This is a genomic window from Actinoplanes sp. NPDC048988, assembly GCF_043197815.1.
Classification (GTDB): Bacteria; Actinomycetota; Actinomycetes; order Mycobacteriales; family Micromonosporaceae; genus Actinoplanes.
This window is the reverse complement of sequence record NZ_JBICTW010000004.1, coordinates 467,747-483,751: the sequence shown is the minus strand read 5'-3', so window position 1 is coordinate 483,751 and position 16,005 is coordinate 467,747. Positions and strand designations below refer to the sequence as shown.

The window sequence follows — 16,005 nt, the reverse complement described above, 5'->3', positions numbered from 1 at the left end:
TTCTGTTCATGACGTACGCGCCGGAGGCGGGAACGATCAATGATCACCGGTGAAGTGACTGAGAGTTAAATCCTGAGCGCGAATATGGAGGTCGGTACGGTCGAACGCGGCCGTCCGTCACTCAGAGTCGCCGAATTGATCAGCAAGTCGGGCCGAGGCGGACCACGCCGGCACCGTCCCGGCCGATGGACAAACGGGCGGCGATGTGACCCGGGAATTCGGTCGCGGCTCCGCGCGTTTCCGCCTACCGTGATCCGCATGTTCGCACTCGGTCCGCAGCTGCCCTCGTCGGTGGCTCCCGTGTGCGTTCCGGTCGATACCCGAATCTGACCCTTCCCCATCAGCAGCAGAACCGCGGGGGAAGGGTGGATCCGCCGCGCGCGGTTCTGGCGCGCTCTGCCCGGCAAACAGGGCGCGCACCTCAAAAATGCCTCGCATCCAGTGAGGATTGAGTCAAGACCATGGCGAAGAGCCAGTTCATCCGTACGAAGCCGCACGTCAACATCGGCACGATGGGTCACGTCGACCACGGCAAGACGACCCTGACCGCCGCCATCACGAAGGTCCTGGCCGACCGCGACCCGGCAACCAACCGGTACGTGGCGTTCGAGGGCATCGACAAGGCCCCGGAGGAGGCGGCCCGCGGCATCACCATCACCATCGCGCACGTCGAGTACGAGACGCCGAACCGGCACTACGCGCACGTCGACATGCCCGGCCACGCCGACTACGTGAAGAACATGATCACGGGGGCGGCCCAGGTCGACGGGGCGATCCTCGTCGTCAGCGCGCAGGACGGCTCGATGCCGCAGACCCGCGAGCACGTGCTGCTGGCCCAGCGGGTCGGCGTGCCGTACCTGGTGGTGGCGCTCAACAAGAGCGACGCCGTCGACGACCCGGAGCTGCTCGACCTGGTCGAGCTCGAGGTGCGGGAGCTGCTGTCCGAGTACGGCTTCCCGGGCGACGAGGTGCCGGTGGTGCGCGTGAGCGCGCTGAAGGCGCTCGAGGGGGACCCGACGTGGGTGGCCTCCATCGGCGAGCTGCTGGACGCGGTCGACGACTACGTGCCGGTGCCGCCGCGCGACCTCGACGTGCCGTTCCTGATGCCGATCGAGAACGTGCTCACGATCAGCGGGCGCGGGACGGTCGTCACCGGCAAGGTGGAGCGCGGCACGCTGCGCCTCGGCGAGCCGGTCGAGGTGGTCGGGCTCGGCCCGACGGTCACCTCGGTGGCCATCGGGATGGAGACGTTCGGCAAGTCGCTGACCACGGCCGAGGCCGGCGACAACGCGGCCATCCTGCTGCGTGGCGTCAAGCGCGACCAGGTGGAGCGCGGCCAGGTGGTCGCGGTTCCGGGGTCGGTGACGCCGCACCAGAAGTTCGAGGCCCGCATGTACGCGTTGACGCGGGAGGAGGGTGGCCGGCACACGCCGTTCGAGACGAACTACCGGCCGCAGTTCTACTTCCACACCACGGACGTGTCCGGCGGTCTCGACCTGGGCGACCGTGACCTGGTGATGCCCGGCGACACGCTGGACAAGGTCACGGTGACCCTGGGCAAGCCGGTCGCGCTCGAGGTGGGCCTCGGCTTCGCGGTCCGCGAGGGCAACCGCACGGTCGCCGCCGGCACGGTGACCGCCCTGCTCGACTGAGGCGACGACGGCCCCGGCCTTTTCCCAGGCCGGGGCCGTCTATCGTTGCCGGGTGATGTTGCCGCTGCCCGAGGGCGAGTTCGACGCGTACCTGTTCGACTGCGACGGCACGATCGCCGACTCGATGCCGATCCACTACAAGGCGTGGCAGCAGGCGCTCGAGGAGTGGGGCGCCGACTTCGGCGAGGAGCTGTTCTACGCCTGGGGCGGCCGTACGCCGGTGGCGGTGATCCAGGAGCTCAACGCGCGGCAGGGCCTGGCGATGCCGGTCGACGCCGTGAACGAGCGCCGCGAACAGGTCTTCCGGGAGCTGCTGCCGACCGTCGCCGCGGTGCCCGAGGTCCTGGAGCACATCGAGGAGGCGTACGGCCGCGTGCCTTTCGCCGTCGTCTCCGGCAGCAGCCGCGAGTCGGTGACCGCCTCGCTCACGGCGCTGGGCCTGCTCGACCGCTTCGACGTCATGGTCTGCGCCGGCGAATACCTCAACGGCAAACCCGACCCGGAGTGCTTCCTCACAGCGGCCGCGGCCCTCGGCGTCGCCCCCGAGCGCTGCGTCGTGTTCGAGGACGCCGATCTCGGCCTACAGGCCGCCGCCGCGGCGGGAATGCCGGCGGTTCGTGTGCCCCCGCCTTGGCAGCGGAGGCCGGCCGTCATCGACTGACGGAGCGCGATCGGCGGGAGTGCATCATTCGCAAGAAGGAGTGATGCGATTAGGGGCATCGACGCCGTACGGGACCTGCTTCTGGCTCTGGCCGCCTTCATCAGCGCGGTGACCGGTCTGATCCTCGCGCTGATGCAGGGCTGAAATCCGTCAGCTCAGGCGTAGATAGTCGAGGTTGAAGCCGCCCGTTTCGCAGTGGAGGGTGAGCAGCTGGTCGCCGGCGGACAGGGTCACCGGGACGTGGATGGACTGGTAGGTGGCCCAGCCGCCGGTGGCGGGGACTGAGGCGGTGGCCAGGGTGGCGCCGGAGGCGTCGCGGAACGAGAGGGCGTCGGCGGCCTCGGCGCCGGTGCCGTTGGCCACGCGGAGCTCCAGGTCGTAGGTGCCCGGCCGGGCCACGTCGACGCGGTAGCTGAGCCAGTTGCCGGGGGCGGTCCAGCCGATGTTCCGGCCGCCGCTGGCCGAGGGGTTGCTCTCGACGAAGTTGGCGCCGCCCTCGGTCCAGCCGTTCTGGGCCGCGTACGACTCGGCCTCCACCCGGGTGCCGATCGGGGCGCCGCGTGGGGCCACCGTCACCGCGACCGTCACCGAGTCGCGGGCGGCGCCGTCGGTGACGTGGAAGGTGAGCCGCTGGGTGCCGGCGGCAGTCGGTTTCAGGGTGACCACGCCGGTGGCCGCGTCGAGGGAGACGCCGGGCGGCAGATCGGTGGCGTAGAAGGCGAGCCGGTCACGATCGCGGTCGGTCGCCGACAGCCGGAACAGGGTGGTCGCGTACTGGTCGGCGGTCAGGGCCGGCACCTCCCGCAGAACCGGTGCGTGGTTGCGGTGGGCGGCGGGAACCTCGGCTTTCCAGCGGTACGTGGCGTACGCGCCGGCCGGCACGGAGACGACGAAGTCCCGGCCGGCGAGCACGATCCGTACCCGGGAAGCCTCGGTGTTGCCGTTGGCCAGGATGGCGGTGAACCGGTCGCCGTCGCGGTAGACGACGTTGCTGACGCCGGCCGACGGGGCGCTCGACTCGACGCGGACGTCGCCGGGGGACAGGTAGCGGGCGAACTGGCCCAGCGGGTAGAGCTCATCGCGTACCGAAGCGGTTCTGGTCTCGGTGTTGACCTTGACCAGGCGATCGGGCCATTTGGTGGTACGGCCGATCTCCTCCCAGTCGACGTTGTTGTCCCGCTTGTCGGTCCAGTGCAGGGTGCCGCCGGTCTGGTCGGTGGCCTGCGCCCACAGGGTGTAGCTGCTCGCGTTCAGCCGGAAGTAACTCAGGACCGTGGCCGGGTTGAGGTCGCTGGTCTCGGTCATGTGCACCGGCTTGCGGAACTCCTGGTAGGCGTCGCGCATCACGGTGGGATCGCCCCAGTACGGGTGGAAGGCGATGCCGTCGGCCGCCTGCCGGGTCGCCGGGTCGTTGAAGATCCGGTGGTAGTTCTTGGTGGCGGTGCTGTTCGGGTCGCGCCAGTCCCAGAAGTTGAAGTCGTGCACGTACAGCCGCGTCCCGAGCCGGGCCTTACGCAGTTCGCGCTTGATGGCGACGGCGAGCTTCTGCTGCTGCTCGACGCTGATGTCCATCGCGGGGTAGACGACGTCCATGCCGGGCTCGTTGAGCAGAGTGAGGGCGTCGACGTCGATGCCGTGCCGGGCGTACGCCCGCACGTACTTGACGTAGTAGCGGGCGAACACGTCGACGCAGTCGTCACGCAGCTTGCCGACCTGGTAGTGCTCGGTGGCGCTGCCCGGCTTGAGGGCGACCTCGCCGGTGAACCGGTTGTTGGTCTTCATCCAGGCCGGGGCGCTCCACGCGGAGGCGAAGAAGGTGGCCCGCGGGTTGTACTTCTGGATCAGCTTGACGGTGTCGACCATGTGCAGGTCGAGGTCGCGCTGGATGGAGAAGTGCTTGAGGTCGAAGTCGCTGGTCACGCCGGCCGGCAGCTCGTCGTACGACCAGAACGGCAGGTGCTCGATCAGGTCGGGGCTGCCGATGGTGAGCCGGAACCGGTCGAAGCCGGCCCCGGTGCGTGGATCGGCGAGCAGGCGGATGGTGCGCTCGCGCTCGGCCGGCGTCAGCTTCCACAGGTTGGAGACGCTGGTCTCGTCGATGGAGAAGCCGATGCCCGCGTAGCGCTGCCGCTCCTGCGAGGGGTCGATCACGACGGTGGCGTCGGCCGCCTTGCCGGGCAGCGCGCCCGGAAGGGGCTCCCACTGGTGGTCGGCGCCGGTCGAGTAGGTGCCGGTCACCTGAACGCCGTGCCGGCCGCCCGCCGTCGCCGGCGGCGCCACGGTCAGCGTCATCGCGACGGCCAGCGCCGCGGTCACCGTTCGGTTCGCCCGGCGTCCCCGCGCGCCGCTTCCTTGCGTTCTGTTGCCTCGCACCCGGCCTCCTCGCGCCCTGCCACGCTGCATCGACGAATGGGCATTCGTCTATCGGACGGAGTTTATTAAGGGCTTTAACTAACGCGCAACACTTCGGAAATCCGGAACTTCCCGCATGCTTGCCGGGTGCTGCCGTTCGTTCTGTTCCCCTCGATGGGTGAGTACCCGGTGTACAACGACGCGGTCTACGACGGGCTGGCGGCGCCGGACGCCCGGTCGCGCGCGTACGACGCGGCTCTACGGGCGGCGGCTCCCGGACGGGTCGTGCTGGACGTGGGCACCGGGCGGGACGCGCTGTGGGCGGTGGCGGCGGCGCGCGCCGGCGCTCGGCACGTGTACGCGATCGAGGCGGCGCCGGCCGCCGCCGCTGCCGCGCGTGCTGCCGTCGACTTGTCGGGATTCTCCCGCCAGATCACGGTGCTCGAGGGCTGGGCTTCCCATCAAGTTCTTCCGGTACGGGCCGAGGTCTGCGTCTCCGAGATCGTCGGCAACATCGCGTCGTCCGAGGGCGCGATCCCGATCCTGAACGACTGCCGGCAGCGGCTCTGCACCCCCGGCTGTGTCTGGATTCCCTTCCGGGCCCGCACGATGATCGCCGCCGTCGACGTAGGGACACCTTCACTCGACCCGTCGTGCCGATTGCTGATGGACCGGGTGATCGCGGCCGCCGGGGGAGCCTCCGGCTTACGACTCTGCCTCGGTGGGCCGGCGTGGTCGGCGCTCGTCTCGTCCCCGGCCGTCGTCGAATCGGACGTCTTCGACAGCCGCGTCCTGCCGCCGATATCCGATATGTCGGTTGAGGTGGAACTTGTCGCCGGCAAAGCGACGGGCCTGCTCCTCTGGACGCGGGTCGCGGTCGCCTCGTCCGGCCGTGAAGTGGACACGCTGGACGGGGGCACGCGCGCCTGGGCTCCGGTCTACCTGCCGGCGCCGCTGGCCGGCCGGGTGCGCGTCGGCTTCAGCCGCCGGACCAGCGACGACGGGGTCCACCCGGACTACCTGCTGACCGTGGACGGCGTGACCGTCTGGCGCAGCCCGCACCACGTCAGCTCTTCTTCGAGAACACCGTGACCGGGCGCTCCAGAAGCCGGCCGTCCAGGTAGGTGTCGACCTTCTCGTTGTAGAACGCGACCAGTCCCGCGATCGCGCCCACCGCCGCGTACGGCTGCCCGTACGACCAGGCCAGGTCCGCCTGATCGCCGACGCTCCAGTAGTCGGTCGTCGAGCCCTTGTACGGGCAGTGCGTGCGCGTCTCCGAACGGGTCAGCGCCGCGACGTCCACCGCCGTCCGATCGAGGTAGTAGCGCGTCGGCAGGCCCGTCTCGAACAGCAGCACCGGCGAGCTCGACTCGGCCAGCACCACGCCGTCCAGCTCCACCCGCACGCGCCGGGAAGAGCGAAGGGCGTCGACCCGGTGGTACGGGTTGCGCGGATGGCCGAAGATCTCCTCGTCCTCCTCGAACCACGCGTCCAGCGCGTCCCACTCGAAGCGGACCAGCCCCGGAAGACCCGGCAGCTTGCTCTCCACGTAGTGCCGGCCGGCGGCCGGGCGGTGCACGTCGCCCGAGCGCAGCCCCAGCCGGCGGGCACGGCCGCGGCTCAGACGCTGCTCGTGCTCCTCGTCGACGATCACGTCTTCCGCGACGTCCTCGATCGGGATGTAGTACTGCGGATAGCTCGGGATCTCCCACAGATAGACCGCCCGCGTCGTGTCGACCACGACCCGGCCGCCGAGCATCGCGCGTACGCGCCGGGGCGACGGCTCCATCTGGTTGACCGCGGCGATCTCCCGCGGAAAGTCACTCGTCATACCCATGCCCGGAACGCTATCCCGCGCGGCCGGCTTCAGCGTTTGCCGAGCGAGGCCAGGAACTCGGGATCGTCGTCCGGCGCGATCATCACGGGGCGCTCGCGCAGGCGTACCTGAGCGATCGGCCGGCCCTTGACGAACCACGCGATCGCCGCGAACGGCGAGATCAGCAGGATGGCGAAGGTCCAGGCGCCCCGCGGCGCGACGCGGATCTTGTCCTCGTCGGCGTTCCAGCAGTCGATCAGGGCGCAGACGACCAGAGCGACATCGAGGAGCAGCAGCAGGGCGTACACGTTGGCCATGGCGACCAGAGTGACCGGCCGGGCCCGCACACGGAGGTCCCGGCCGGGTGCGCTTGCGTTAGAGCGCCGGCAGATAGCCGTACCGGTAGCCGTTGGCATTGGGGTGGAAAGAGTTCTGCGGGGGGAGAATCGTGAGGCCGTTGAGGTACGGGCTCGACGAGCAGATGCCGTGGCCCTGGAACTCGTCACGCACGTCCGACCAGACGAAACCGGCGGCCTGGGCCCGGGCGCCGATCAGATCGTCGAGCACCCGCGCGCCCTCGTTGAGCGCCCGCCGCTTGGTCAGGCTCATCCCGGCCAGCCCGCACGAGGCGGACGAGGTGTCGAACAGGATCGGGTAGCCGAGCACGACGACCCGGGCGCCCGGCGCTTTGGCGGCGATGGCGGCGTACGTGGCGTCGAGCTTGGCGCCGAGCGTCGCGGTGATGTCGGCGCGGGCCTGGGCGACCTTCTGTACGCAGGCCGCGTCGCTGGAGACCTGGCAGCTGAGCACCGTCGGCGCGAAGCCGGCGTCGTTGCCGCCGATCGTGATGCTGATCAGATCGGTGCCGGCCGGTATCGCCGGCACCTGGGTGCTCCGGACGTCGCCGGTGACGGCGCCGCCGCAGGTCAGATTGGTGAACGACGTAGGGGTGTTGCGGGCGGCCCAGAGCGCCGGATAGCCGTACGGGCTACGCAGGCAGGTGCCGCTCTGCGAGGGTGCGCCGACACCCGACGAGTAGGAGTCGCCGAGCGCGACGTAGTCGACGTCGGCTTCCGCGGCGACGGCGCGGGTGGTGGCGCCGAAAATCATGAGACAGGAGAGAACGAGGACGAACAGTCGCCTGTTCATGGGGTGGCCTCCGGTCCGTGGGGGAGAGGAAGCCGAAGCGCTCCGGTCACCGCACGGTAAGCCGCGCCATCGAGAAAAGATACACATCGATTTTCCCGGTACGCGGGAGTAGCGTGTCGTCCGTTCGTGGCGGATTCACACGGCCGCCACAGGCGATCTTCAGGCTCTGCTCAGTCGGCCCCACTAGCTTCGTCACATGGAAGAAGAACGGGCCCGACGGATCGTCGACACGCTACGCGCGCGCAATGTCTTCGCCCATGTGAAGCTGCCGCAGGCGGGCATCACGCAGTACGGCATCAGAGTCGTCCTCCCCGACGGCCGCGAGGCGATCTGGGACAACGACGGCACCGCGGGCCTCGAAGCCCAGATCATGCGCAACGGCATCCTGGTCGGCTTCGTAGCCTCGATCCCCGAATCGGAGAACTTCGGCGACGGCCAGATCACCGAGGCCATAGCCACCGCCGACTACGACCGCCCGGTCGGCCGCTCACGCCCCTCATCGTCCCCACGCCCAGCCGCCGCGGCGCCGCGCGCTTCCGGCTCCCTGGCCCAGCGCCTGCGCAGCGGCTTCCGAGGCTGATCCAGCCTTCTACGGCCGTTTTCGAGGGGCCAAGCCTTCCACGGGTCAGGTCATTCGATCAGAGCCTCGTGAGTAGCGCCTTTGCTGTCGCGCGGCTTTGCGGATCGCGCCGTCGCGGGCCTCTTGGCTGTCGCGGCTTGCGGGTGGCGCCCTTTGCGGTCGCGGCTTTGTGGGTCGGGGCACGGAGGCAGGAGCGTCGCGGGTCGGGACTTTGCGGGTCGGAGCTTCACGGGTCCGGGCTGATGAGCTCGATCAGGCGGTCGAGCGCGACCGGCCAGAGCTCCGGCGTGAGGTTGGCGAGCAGGGTCTCGGCGAGCGCGTGCGCCACCATGTCGATCTGCTCCCGCACCGCCGGATCGAGGGGAGCCGGAGGCGCGGCTACGACCGGCTGGCTCGGCTCGGCTTCGAACGGCGCCGCCGGCTCGGCTTGGAGTGGATGCGGTTCGGGGTGGCGTGGCTCGGGGTCAGCTTGGGGCGGCTTCGGGGAGGGTGAGCGCTCAGGGAGCGGCGTGGGCGCGGGTGGTGCTGAGACCGAGGTGAAGTCGGCGGGGAGGTCCTCGGGGGCGCCGACGAGATGCAGGTGGCTCGTTGCTCGGGTCAGGGCGATGTAGAGCAGCCGGTGGCCGCGTGGGTCGTCGTCGACGATGAGGCCGGGCTCGACGACGATGGCTACGTCGAACTCCAGGCCCTTCGCGTCGTGCGGGTTCAGGAGGGTGATCGGCGGGCTTCCTGGCTGCGTACCCCAGGGAAGGTTCTTCTGGCCGAGCCTCGCCTCGATGTCGTCGCGGCAGCGGGGCGGGCACACGATGGCGACCGAGCGGCCGGCCGCCGCGTGATCGGCGGCCGCGGCGGACACGACGGCGGCCCGTTCGGCCGGGTCGACCGGGGAGATGACCGGGTCGGCGGGGCCGTCGCGGACCGTTGTCGGCGGCTGGACGCTGGGGGCGGCCGTCGGCAGGAGTTCGGCGGCCAGGTCGAAGATCTGGCGGGGGATCCGGTAGCCGAAGCGCAACTCGCGATGCACGTGAGGCGCGGGTGAGGGCAGATGCGCGAGCACTTCGTGCCAGTCGTCGCGGGCCCACGGGCCGGTCGACTGGGCCATGTCGCCCACCACTGTCATGCGGCCGGTGGCCGAGCGGCGGGACAGGGCGCGCAGCTGCATCGGTGACAGGTCCTGGGCCTCGTCGATCACCAGGTGGGCGAAGCGCCGGGGCTCGGCGCCGGCCAGATGTTCGGTCTCGTCGAGCAGGGCCAGGTCGGCCCGGGCGAACTCGGCCGCATCGTCGGCGGGCCGCCGGTACAGGGCGTTGATCTCGCGGTCGGTGAACTCCTCGCCGGCGGCCGCGCTCAGCCGGTCGCGGGAGGCGAACAGGTCGCGCAGGAACGTGGCGGCCGAGAACTCCGGCCAGATCAGCTCGGCCAGCCGGTCGGCCGCCTCCAGCACGAGCCGCGGGTCGGGGCTGTCCGCGACCAGGACGGCCCGCAGCAGCCGGCGCCGGTCGCCGGGCGAGGCCTCGCTGGCCCGCGCGGTCACGATGACCCGCTGGACGGCCGCCGGGTCGAGGGTGACGGCGCGCCCGTGCACGGTCACGGTGGCCGGCATCCCGGCCGGAACGCCTTTCTCGCGCGCCTCGAGCGCGCGGCTGAGCAGCCCGGCCATCCGGGCCTCGCCCTTGAGCCGGGTCACGTACAGCGACTCGTCCCGGCCGGTCGCCACCCGCGGCAGCAGCCCGGCGACCGAGTGATGGGAAACCCCGGCGTGGCCCCAGCTTTCCAGCCGGGTGCGGCTTTCTTGGCAGTACGCCCGTGAGGGGCCGACCACGAGCACATCGGCGGGTGAGAGCCCCGCGCCGGGATCGTCGAGCAGCCACGCCACCCGCCGCAGCGCCGTGATCGTCTTGCCGGTGCCGGGCCCACCGTGAATCACCAGCAGACTTTCGGCCGGCGCCCGCACCAGCTCGTCCTGAGCAGCCCGAATGGTCGCGGCGAAGTCCGGTCCCGCCTCAGTCGTCCCTTGCCCGACGGCGGCGAGGAGAGGATCGGCGGCGGCGAGGAGAGGATCGGCGGCGGCGAGGAGAGGGTCCGCGGCTAGGAGTGGGTCCGCGGCGAGAAGCGGGTCGGCGGCGGCGAGAAGCGGGTCGGCGGCGGCGACGAGGGGGTCGGCAGCCGAGGGCTGCGCGAAGTCGCCGCCGTCCACGCCGGCTCAGTCGTCCGTCAGTGGCACTTCGAGGCGTACGCAACCGTGGAGGTCCAGGAAGACCCGGTCGGGGGCGCGTACCACGCGGAGGACGACGTCCGAGCAGTGTGGGCAGCGGGCCACCCGGCCGGCGGGTGCGCCCCAGAGTGTCAGGGTGGCTACCGCGTCGGTGTGGCCGCAGCCCGCGCATTTGTAGTTGGCCGCCGTCACGTCGAGCGCGAAGATCTCGCGCAGGTCGCCGGCCATCGCGTTCCCGTCGAGGGTGGTCGCCTCGACGGGTGCGCTGTCGTCGCGGTCGCTCACGACGTGCCTCCGAAACGTTCGGTGCGGATGCGGCGCGGGTCGTGGCCGAGCGCGACCAGGATGTCCGCGGCGGTCTCGACGAACGTCGTGGGACCGCAGACGTAGCAGTCCGGTGCGAAGTCCGGCGGCCAACCGTACGTGTTCACGGCCGCCACGTCGAGACGTTTCGGGGGTGCCGGCCAGCCGTCCGGCACCTTGCGGGTGTAGACGAAGTGCACGTCGAGGCCCGCGTCGTCGCGCACCCGCCGGCGCAGCTCGTCGGCGTAGAGCGCGTCCTCCGGCGTACGGACCGAATAGATCAGCCGGAACGGCTGCCTGGTCCCCGCGTCGGCGCGGGCGCGGATCATCGCCATCAGCGGCACCACACCGGAGCCACCGGCCAGCAGCGTCACCGGCGAGGTGCTCTTGGCGCGCCAGACGAACCAGCCGCCCACCGGCCCGCGCAGCTCGATCTGGTCGCCGACCTGGACGTCGTCCGTCAGGTAGGGCGAGACCTCACCGTCGTCGAGCCGCTGGATCGTCAGCTCGACCTGGCCGGCGCCGGAGGAGGGCCAGGCCGACGCGATCGAGTAGCTGCGCTGGGCGCGGTAGCCGTCCTCGGCGGTCAGGCGCACGTCGACGTGCTGGCCGGGCAGGTGGCCCGGCCAGTCGGGGACGTCGAGCACGAGCGTCCGTGCCGACGGTGTCTCCCAGCGCGCCTCCGCGAGCGTCGCCGCCCGCCAGGTCAGTCGCCCTGATACCGCTGTTCCAGCCATGGGTCTCCGTACATGTGGTAGCCGGCCGCTTCCCAGAAGCCGGGCTCGTCCTCGTTCATCAGCTGGATCCCGTTGACCCATTTCGCCGATTTCCAGAAGTACAGGTGGGGTACGACGAGACGAGCCGGCCCGCCGTGCTCCGGCGCGAGATCCTCGCCGTCGAATTTGTACGCGATCCAGGCCTTGCCGTCGAGCAGGTCCTCCATCGGGACGTTCGTGGTGTATCCGCCGAAGCTGTGCACCATGGTGTAGTCGGCGGCCGACTCCACCTGCTCCATCAGCGTGTCGAGGGAGACGCCGCGCCACGTGGTGCCCAGCTTGGACCACTTGGTGACGCAGTGGATGTCGACCGTGTAGTCCTCGGCCGGCAGGGCCAGGAACTCGTCCCAGTTCCAGCTCTTGCTCTCACCGGTCTCGGTCTGGATCGTGAAGCGCCACCGGTCGAGCGGGATGCGCGGGGTCGGCCCGGCCGAGAGCACCGGGAAGTCGTGGGTCAGGTACTGACCGGGCGGCAGGCCGGGGACGGACTCGCGCCGCCGGCCGCCGAATCCTCGGGAAATGATGGCCATGGTGCTGAGTAAACCGCATGGTCATTTCCTGCGACAGCGCTTGGGCGCGTCATCACGGGGCTTGTGGCCGCCGACACGTAGGCAAAGCCGTAGTTCGGATTTTTCCGCCTATTTATCACCACGAGTGACATCATGGGCTCGGAACCGGACACGGGGGATCTTCCGCGATGGACATGGTCGAGGACGACGGCGTCTACCACTCCGAGCAGCGTCGACTCCGCCGCCGGGTGCAACGCCGCAAGAAGTTCGCCGTCGGGGTGGCCGGGCTGGCCGCTCTCGTCGCCGGCGCCGGGTACGGGGTGAGCGCCTGGCAGACCGCGCGGGAGAGCACCTTCGTGGCCGACGCGCCGGGTCCCGTCGTCACGTCGACGTCCCGGAGCTCACCGAAGCCGGCCGTCGTGCCCACGCCGGCGCCGAAGACGTCGTTCCGGGCCAAGCTGCCGCGCCTCTCCGCCGCCCGGCAGCGGACCAGCCCGTCACCGACGCCCGCGCCGACCACGCCCCCGGTGCGGGACGAAGACGTGGCCTCGGCCCAGATCAGCAGCCTGCTGCGGGCTCCACGGACCCGGCCGTCCGGCGGCGTCGCCGCGGCGGGCGAGTCGATCGCGGTGGCCAACGAGCGCGGCCCGGACGGTTCGACCATCCGGATCGTCTCCGCCCGCTACGACCTGACCGGTCGCGGCGCCCGGCTGTGGGCCACCGACGGCGGCGTGCCGGTGGGCAACGCCCGGTGCACCCGCAACGTCCGGGCCGACGGGCGGTCGGCCGCCGAGACCAGGCCCGGCCTGCTGCTGTGCTGGCGGGTGACACCCGACCGCAGCGTGGTCACCGTGGCCACCCGGACCGGCGGGAGCCCGGCCCCGGTGTCGAGCGCCCGCCTCATCGAACGGGTCTGGCAGCGGCTGGCCTGACCGTTTCTCAGTACGGGCCGACGGTGAACGTGGCGTCGCTGCTGACGATGGAGGGGCTGGCCTCCTCCGGGGTGGCGCCGGTCGATCCGTTGGCGACGACGGTCATCGTGTACGTGCCCTCCGGCACCGGGCTGCCCTGCGCCGAGCTGTCGGACGGGTCGAGGCTGCTCGAGAGGTCGAGCGTGCACACCATCTCGGTCTTGCTGACGGCCAGGATGTCCCCGCACTCCTGGACGCCGCGGTTGGTGCTGGCCTCGTAGGCGTCGCGGACGAGGAACACGTGGGCCGAGGCGCCGGTCGGGGCCGCGCCGGCGTCGAAGGTCAGGGCGTCCAGGCCCATGGCACGGATCTCCACGCTCACGGTGGAGCGGGCCGGCGCCGTGTCCGGCGAGATCGCGATGCCGTTGCTGTAGGTGAACAGGATCGGCGCGTCGGCGGTGGCGGGATCGTTGTCCTGCGGCTGCTCGTTGTTGTCGGGGTCGCTGCTGAGCACCGTGCCGCCGGTGGTGGCCACGGCGACGGTCAGGCCGGTCGCGGCCGTACGGGGCGGCGTGGTCACGGTGAGGCTGCTGCCGCCGGGCGACACCTTCACATCCTTGGCCGCGGTGCCGCCGATGGTCACGCTTGTGCCCGACGCCGAGAATCCGGCGCCGTTGATCGTCACGGTCTTTCCGCCGAGCGCCGGGCTGCTCGCCGGGACGATCGAGGTGATCCGGGGCCGTACGGCGAGGGTGTACGGGGCGTTCGCGATCAGCGTGTCCGCGTTCTCGTCGTAGACGCAGACGTTCCACTTGGCCGTCGTCTGCCCGGCGGCCAGGGCCAGGCCGGTCGGGTTGACCGTGCTGGGCTGGCCGTCGACGTCGGCCGGGTAGGGCGACGAGGGCACCGTGAACACGATCTTGGTGGCGGTGAGCCGGCTGACCTCCGCCGGGTCGACGGTGAGCACGCCGCCGGTCGTCGCCGCGGCACTGCCCTGGATCGCGGCGACCGCCCGCGGGGCCGCGGAGCACGAGTTGGAGCCGGCGCCGACGTACTGGAACTGCACCCGGGGCAGCGTGCCGGCCGGGAACGGCGACGGGTTGGCCGCGGTGGCGGTGACCGTGCCGGTGATCGAGTTGCCGCCACCGCTGGGCCCGCTCGTGCTGCTGAGCGTCATCACGGTCGCGGCGTGGGCGGGCGTCGCCGCGATCGCCGCCGTCAGGACGGTCGCCGTGCAGCTCGCCACGGCGGCGCCGGCGAATCGGGTCAAGGGCATGCCGGATCCTCCTGAAGCGTCGGAGTGGTCCGGCGGGCCGGACGGCCCGCCGGGGTCCACGCCTGCTGCCCAGCAGCGTATGCCCGCGAAAAGTGGATATGTGCGGGTATGGCGCTACGCGGACTTGACGGCGCCCTTGATCGTGGCCGTGTCGGAGACCGTGACCTGATACTTCTGGCCCTTCGCGAGCCCGGACAGCGTCGTAGTGGCCCCTGTGGCGCGGGTGACCGCGGCGAGCAGCCACTTGCCCTTCTCCTGGCGCTTCAGCACGAGGACCTGGCTGTCGAGCCCGGTGAGGGTGACGTTCAGCGTGTCGTTCTTGCGGGCCAGCTTGATGCCGACCTGCGGCCGGACGACCACGGTGTCCGAGGTGAACGCCTCCACCTCGTCGTCCTCCGGAACCACGACCTGGACCAGGAGCGGCGCCGCGAGCTTGGGGGTCTTGACGGACACCGTGCCGGACGCGCTGGTCTTGGTGTCGACGCAGGCGAAGTCCTCGGTGAGCGCGGCCGTGCACAGTTGCACGCTCCGCCGGGCCAGCCGCACGTTGTCGGCTTTCACGCTGAACGAGAGGGTGGCCGACGACCCGTACGCCACCAATTTGTTGAATGTGGCGGTCGTGACCGTGGGAACCGCTTTCCCGAAGTCGGGGTCGTCGTCGGCCGCCAGCGCCGGGGCCGACGTGCCCAGCGTGAAGGCGCCGACGGCCAAGGCCCCCGCGGTGTACCGGCGCAGCGAGTGTTTCATCTTTCTTCTTCCTCCCCGTGAAGTCGGCCAGAAGGATCGGGCCGCCGGCGGTGGTCCTTAGCGAAAGCCGGTTGCCACCGGTGGATCGGGGATTTTGCTCCGCTATGTCCGAACCCTTGCGACCATGAACGTTCGGGGTCCGGCGACGCGACGTCGGCGGACCGCAGCCGACCGCGAGGGACAACGACATGACCATCGACGACGACCGCCTCGGCGACGACGGAGTCGAGAAGTCGCCGAAGCGCCACCGGAAACTCGCGGTGGGCGCGGCCGGCCTGGCCGTGGTGCTGGGCGGGGGTGCCTACCTGGTGGCCACGCAGGCCACCGAGAACACCGAGACGAGCGGCGTGGGTGCCATCGGAGCGCCCGCCACCGTCGCCCCGGCCCCGGCGTCCCCTTCCCCGCAGCCGACGCCCAGTCCGTCGGCGACCTCGGCCTTGCCGTCGGCCGCACCGTCTCCGGCGTCCGCCTCACCGTCCCGGAAGCCGGTGGCGGCGAAGAGCACGAAGCCGGTCGTCAAGTCCGAGGTGAAGCGGGAGATCCAAAAGGCCCGGGAGGCGGCCGAGAAGGAAGGGCACCCGGTACGCCGTGGGCTGTCCGCCGCCGGCACAACCAAGGTCGCCGCGTCGCAGCGAACCGAGACGACGGCCGACGGCACGATGCGGGTGATCACGGCGAAGGGCGACCTGACCGGCCAGAACGAGCTGCTGTGGGCGGCCGACAAGGGCGAAAAGGTCGGTACGGCGCGGTGCACGCAGCGCTTCCGCTTCAGCGCCGGCGACCCGGGCCGCGAACGCCCGAGCATGCTGCTGTGCTGGCGCACCTCCGAGGGCCGCAGCGTGGTCACGGTGGCGGTGGCCAAGAAGGGCCGCCCATCACCCGCGACAAGCGTCGCGACCATCAACCGGGAATGGTCGAAGCTGGGCTGATTCCCGCCGTACGTCTGCCGCCGGATCCGCACACGGAACCGGCGGCAGATTTCTGTGTACAGGCTGAATGTCCTGCTCTTCGCCGGTACGGCGGATCGAGTGACTGGAAGCATGGCCGTCGGCGGTCAT

Annotated in this window: 16 protein-coding genes; 6 read left to right on the top strand and 10 right to left on the bottom strand. The window is 70.8% G+C overall.

The annotated features are described in order from the left end of the window. Positions 1–461 precede the first annotated feature (461 nt). Both tuf and ACGFJ7_RS16635 read left to right on the top strand, forming a co-directional pair. A complete protein-coding gene (gene tuf, locus ACGFJ7_RS16640; RefSeq protein WP_360240176.1) occupies positions 462–1,652 on the top strand; it encodes an elongation factor Tu in 1,191 nt (396 codons plus the stop codon). 55 nt (positions 1,653–1,707) lie between these two features. Next, on the top strand, positions 1,708–2,313 hold the full coding sequence (locus ACGFJ7_RS16635; protein ID WP_392642737.1) for an HAD family hydrolase: 606 nt from the start codon (positions 1,708–1,710) through the stop codon (positions 2,311–2,313). A 150-nt stretch (positions 2,314–2,463) separates the two neighbouring features. On the opposite strand, the gene ACGFJ7_RS16630 is transcribed toward ACGFJ7_RS16635, so the two are convergent. Then, the gene (locus ACGFJ7_RS16630; protein WP_392642625.1) at positions 2,464–4,686 is read right to left on the bottom strand and encodes a carbohydrate-binding protein; all 2,223 of its coding nucleotides are present in this window, start codon (positions 4,684–4,686) and stop codon (positions 2,464–2,466) included. 126 nt (positions 4,687–4,812) lie between these two features. On the opposite strand from ACGFJ7_RS16630, the gene ACGFJ7_RS16625 reads away from it, so the two are divergent. Then, a complete protein-coding gene (locus ACGFJ7_RS16625) occupies positions 4,813–5,757 on the top strand; it encodes a 50S ribosomal protein L11 methyltransferase (protein WP_392642624.1) in 945 nt (314 codons plus the stop codon). On the opposite strand, the gene ACGFJ7_RS16620 is transcribed toward ACGFJ7_RS16625, so the two are convergent. Genes ACGFJ7_RS16620 through ACGFJ7_RS16610 form a run of 3 tightly spaced genes read right to left on the bottom strand, consistent with a single transcriptional unit; the run spans position 5,732 to position 7,630 of the window. Continuing rightward, a complete protein-coding gene (locus tag ACGFJ7_RS16620) occupies positions 5,732–6,502 on the bottom strand; it encodes a DUF427 domain-containing protein (RefSeq protein ID WP_360240167.1) in 771 nt (256 codons plus the stop codon). The two genes, ACGFJ7_RS16625 and ACGFJ7_RS16620, sit on opposite strands and share 26 nt — an antisense overlap. A 29-nt stretch (positions 6,503–6,531) precedes the next feature. Next, positions 6,532–6,798 (bottom strand): PLDc N-terminal domain-containing protein, encoded by a 267-nt coding sequence (locus tag ACGFJ7_RS16615; protein WP_392642623.1) that lies wholly within the window; start codon positions 6,796–6,798, stop codon positions 6,532–6,534. A 58-nt stretch (positions 6,799–6,856) separates the two neighbouring features. After that, positions 6,857–7,630 carry an SGNH/GDSL hydrolase family protein gene (locus ACGFJ7_RS16610; RefSeq protein ID WP_360240161.1) on the bottom strand — a complete coding sequence of 258 codons (774 nt, stop codon included), beginning with the start codon at positions 7,628–7,630 and terminating at the stop codon, positions 6,857–6,859. A 196-nt stretch (positions 7,631–7,826) separates the two neighbouring features. Here ACGFJ7_RS16610 and ACGFJ7_RS16605 point away from each other — a divergent pair, with 196 nt between their 5' ends. After that, entirely contained in the window at positions 7,827–8,210 is a 384-nt protein-coding gene (locus ACGFJ7_RS16605; RefSeq protein ID WP_360240158.1) for a hypothetical protein, read from the top strand. Positions 8,211–8,436: 226 nt separating this feature from the next. On the opposite strand, the gene ACGFJ7_RS16600 is transcribed toward ACGFJ7_RS16605, so the two are convergent. From ACGFJ7_RS16600 to ACGFJ7_RS16585, 4 genes are read right to left on the bottom strand one after another with little or no spacing between them, the layout of a single operon-like run. Beyond that, positions 8,437–10,407, bottom strand: a complete 1,971-nt coding sequence (locus ACGFJ7_RS16600; protein WP_392642622.1) for a UvrD-helicase domain-containing protein — start codon at positions 10,405–10,407, stop codon at positions 8,437–8,439. A 6-nt stretch (positions 10,408–10,413) separates the two neighbouring features. Then, on the bottom strand, positions 10,414–10,710 hold the full coding sequence (locus tag ACGFJ7_RS16595) for a DUF6510 family protein (RefSeq protein ID WP_360240152.1): 297 nt from the start codon (positions 10,708–10,710) through the stop codon (positions 10,414–10,416). Beyond that, a complete protein-coding gene (locus tag ACGFJ7_RS16590; protein ID WP_392642621.1) occupies positions 10,707–11,465 on the bottom strand; it encodes a ferredoxin reductase in 759 nt (252 codons plus the stop codon). Before ACGFJ7_RS16590 ends, ACGFJ7_RS16595 begins: the two co-directional genes overlap by 4 nt. Next, entirely contained in the window at positions 11,435–12,034 is a 600-nt protein-coding gene (locus tag ACGFJ7_RS16585) for a sulfite oxidase-like oxidoreductase (RefSeq protein WP_360240146.1), read from the bottom strand. The genes ACGFJ7_RS16590 and ACGFJ7_RS16585 overlap by 31 nt, the downstream gene beginning before the upstream one ends. 167 nt (positions 12,035–12,201) lie before the next feature. Here ACGFJ7_RS16585 and ACGFJ7_RS16580 point away from each other — a divergent pair, with 167 nt between their 5' ends. Further along, entirely contained in the window at positions 12,202–12,945 is a 744-nt protein-coding gene (locus ACGFJ7_RS16580; RefSeq protein WP_392642620.1) for a hypothetical protein, read from the top strand. 7 nt (positions 12,946–12,952) lie between these two features. On the opposite strand, the gene ACGFJ7_RS16575 is transcribed toward ACGFJ7_RS16580, so the two are convergent. Beyond that, entirely contained in the window at positions 12,953–14,200 is a 1,248-nt protein-coding gene (locus ACGFJ7_RS16575; protein WP_392642619.1) for an IPT/TIG domain-containing protein, read from the bottom strand. Positions 14,201–14,314: 114 nt separating this feature from the next. Next, positions 14,315–14,947 (bottom strand): hypothetical protein, encoded by a 633-nt coding sequence (locus ACGFJ7_RS16570; protein ID WP_392642618.1) that lies wholly within the window; start codon positions 14,945–14,947, stop codon positions 14,315–14,317. A 188-nt stretch (positions 14,948–15,135) separates the two neighbouring features. Between ACGFJ7_RS16570 and ACGFJ7_RS16565 the strand changes: the two genes are divergently transcribed. Beyond that, positions 15,136–15,876, top strand: coding sequence for a hypothetical protein (locus ACGFJ7_RS16565; protein ID WP_360240134.1), 741 nt, complete (start codon positions 15,136–15,138; stop codon positions 15,874–15,876). Positions 15,877–16,005: the final 129 nt, after the last annotated feature.

What these genes read in the sequence shown, in the direction of transcription:
- tuf (WP_360240176.1), top strand. Translation starts at nt 462, where the DNA reads ATGGCGAAGAGCCAGTTCATCCGTACGAAGCCGCACGTCAACATCGGC.
- ACGFJ7_RS16635 (WP_392642737.1), top strand. Translation starts at nt 1,708, where the DNA reads ATGTTGCCGCTGCCCGAGGGCGAGTTCGACGCGTACCTGTTCGACTGC.
- ACGFJ7_RS16620 (WP_360240167.1), bottom strand. Translation starts at nt 6,502, where the DNA reads ATGGGTATGACGAGTGACTTTCCGCGGGAGATCGCCGCGGTCAACCAG.
- ACGFJ7_RS16615 (WP_392642623.1), bottom strand. Translation starts at nt 6,798, where the DNA reads ATGGCCAACGTGTACGCCCTGCTGCTGCTCCTCGATGTCGCTCTGGTC.
- ACGFJ7_RS16610 (WP_360240161.1), bottom strand. Translation starts at nt 7,630, where the DNA reads ATGAACAGGCGACTGTTCGTCCTCGTTCTCTCCTGTCTCATGATTTTC.
- ACGFJ7_RS16605 (WP_360240158.1), top strand. Translation starts at nt 7,827, where the DNA reads ATGGAAGAAGAACGGGCCCGACGGATCGTCGACACGCTACGCGCGCGC.
- ACGFJ7_RS16590 (WP_392642621.1), bottom strand. Translation starts at nt 11,465, where the DNA reads ATGGCTGGAACAGCGGTATCAGGGCGACTGACCTGGCGGGCGGCGACG.
- ACGFJ7_RS16585 (WP_360240146.1), bottom strand. Translation starts at nt 12,034, where the DNA reads ATGGCCATCATTTCCCGAGGATTCGGCGGCCGGCGGCGCGAGTCCGTC.
- ACGFJ7_RS16580 (WP_392642620.1), top strand. Translation starts at nt 12,202, where the DNA reads ATGGACATGGTCGAGGACGACGGCGTCTACCACTCCGAGCAGCGTCGA.
- ACGFJ7_RS16575 (WP_392642619.1), bottom strand. Translation starts at nt 14,200, where the DNA reads ATGCCCTTGACCCGATTCGCCGGCGCCGCCGTGGCGAGCTGCACGGCG.
- ACGFJ7_RS16570 (WP_392642618.1), bottom strand. Translation starts at nt 14,947, where the DNA reads ATGAAACACTCGCTGCGCCGGTACACCGCGGGGGCCTTGGCCGTCGGC.
- ACGFJ7_RS16565 (WP_360240134.1), top strand. Translation starts at nt 15,136, where the DNA reads ATGACCATCGACGACGACCGCCTCGGCGACGACGGAGTCGAGAAGTCG.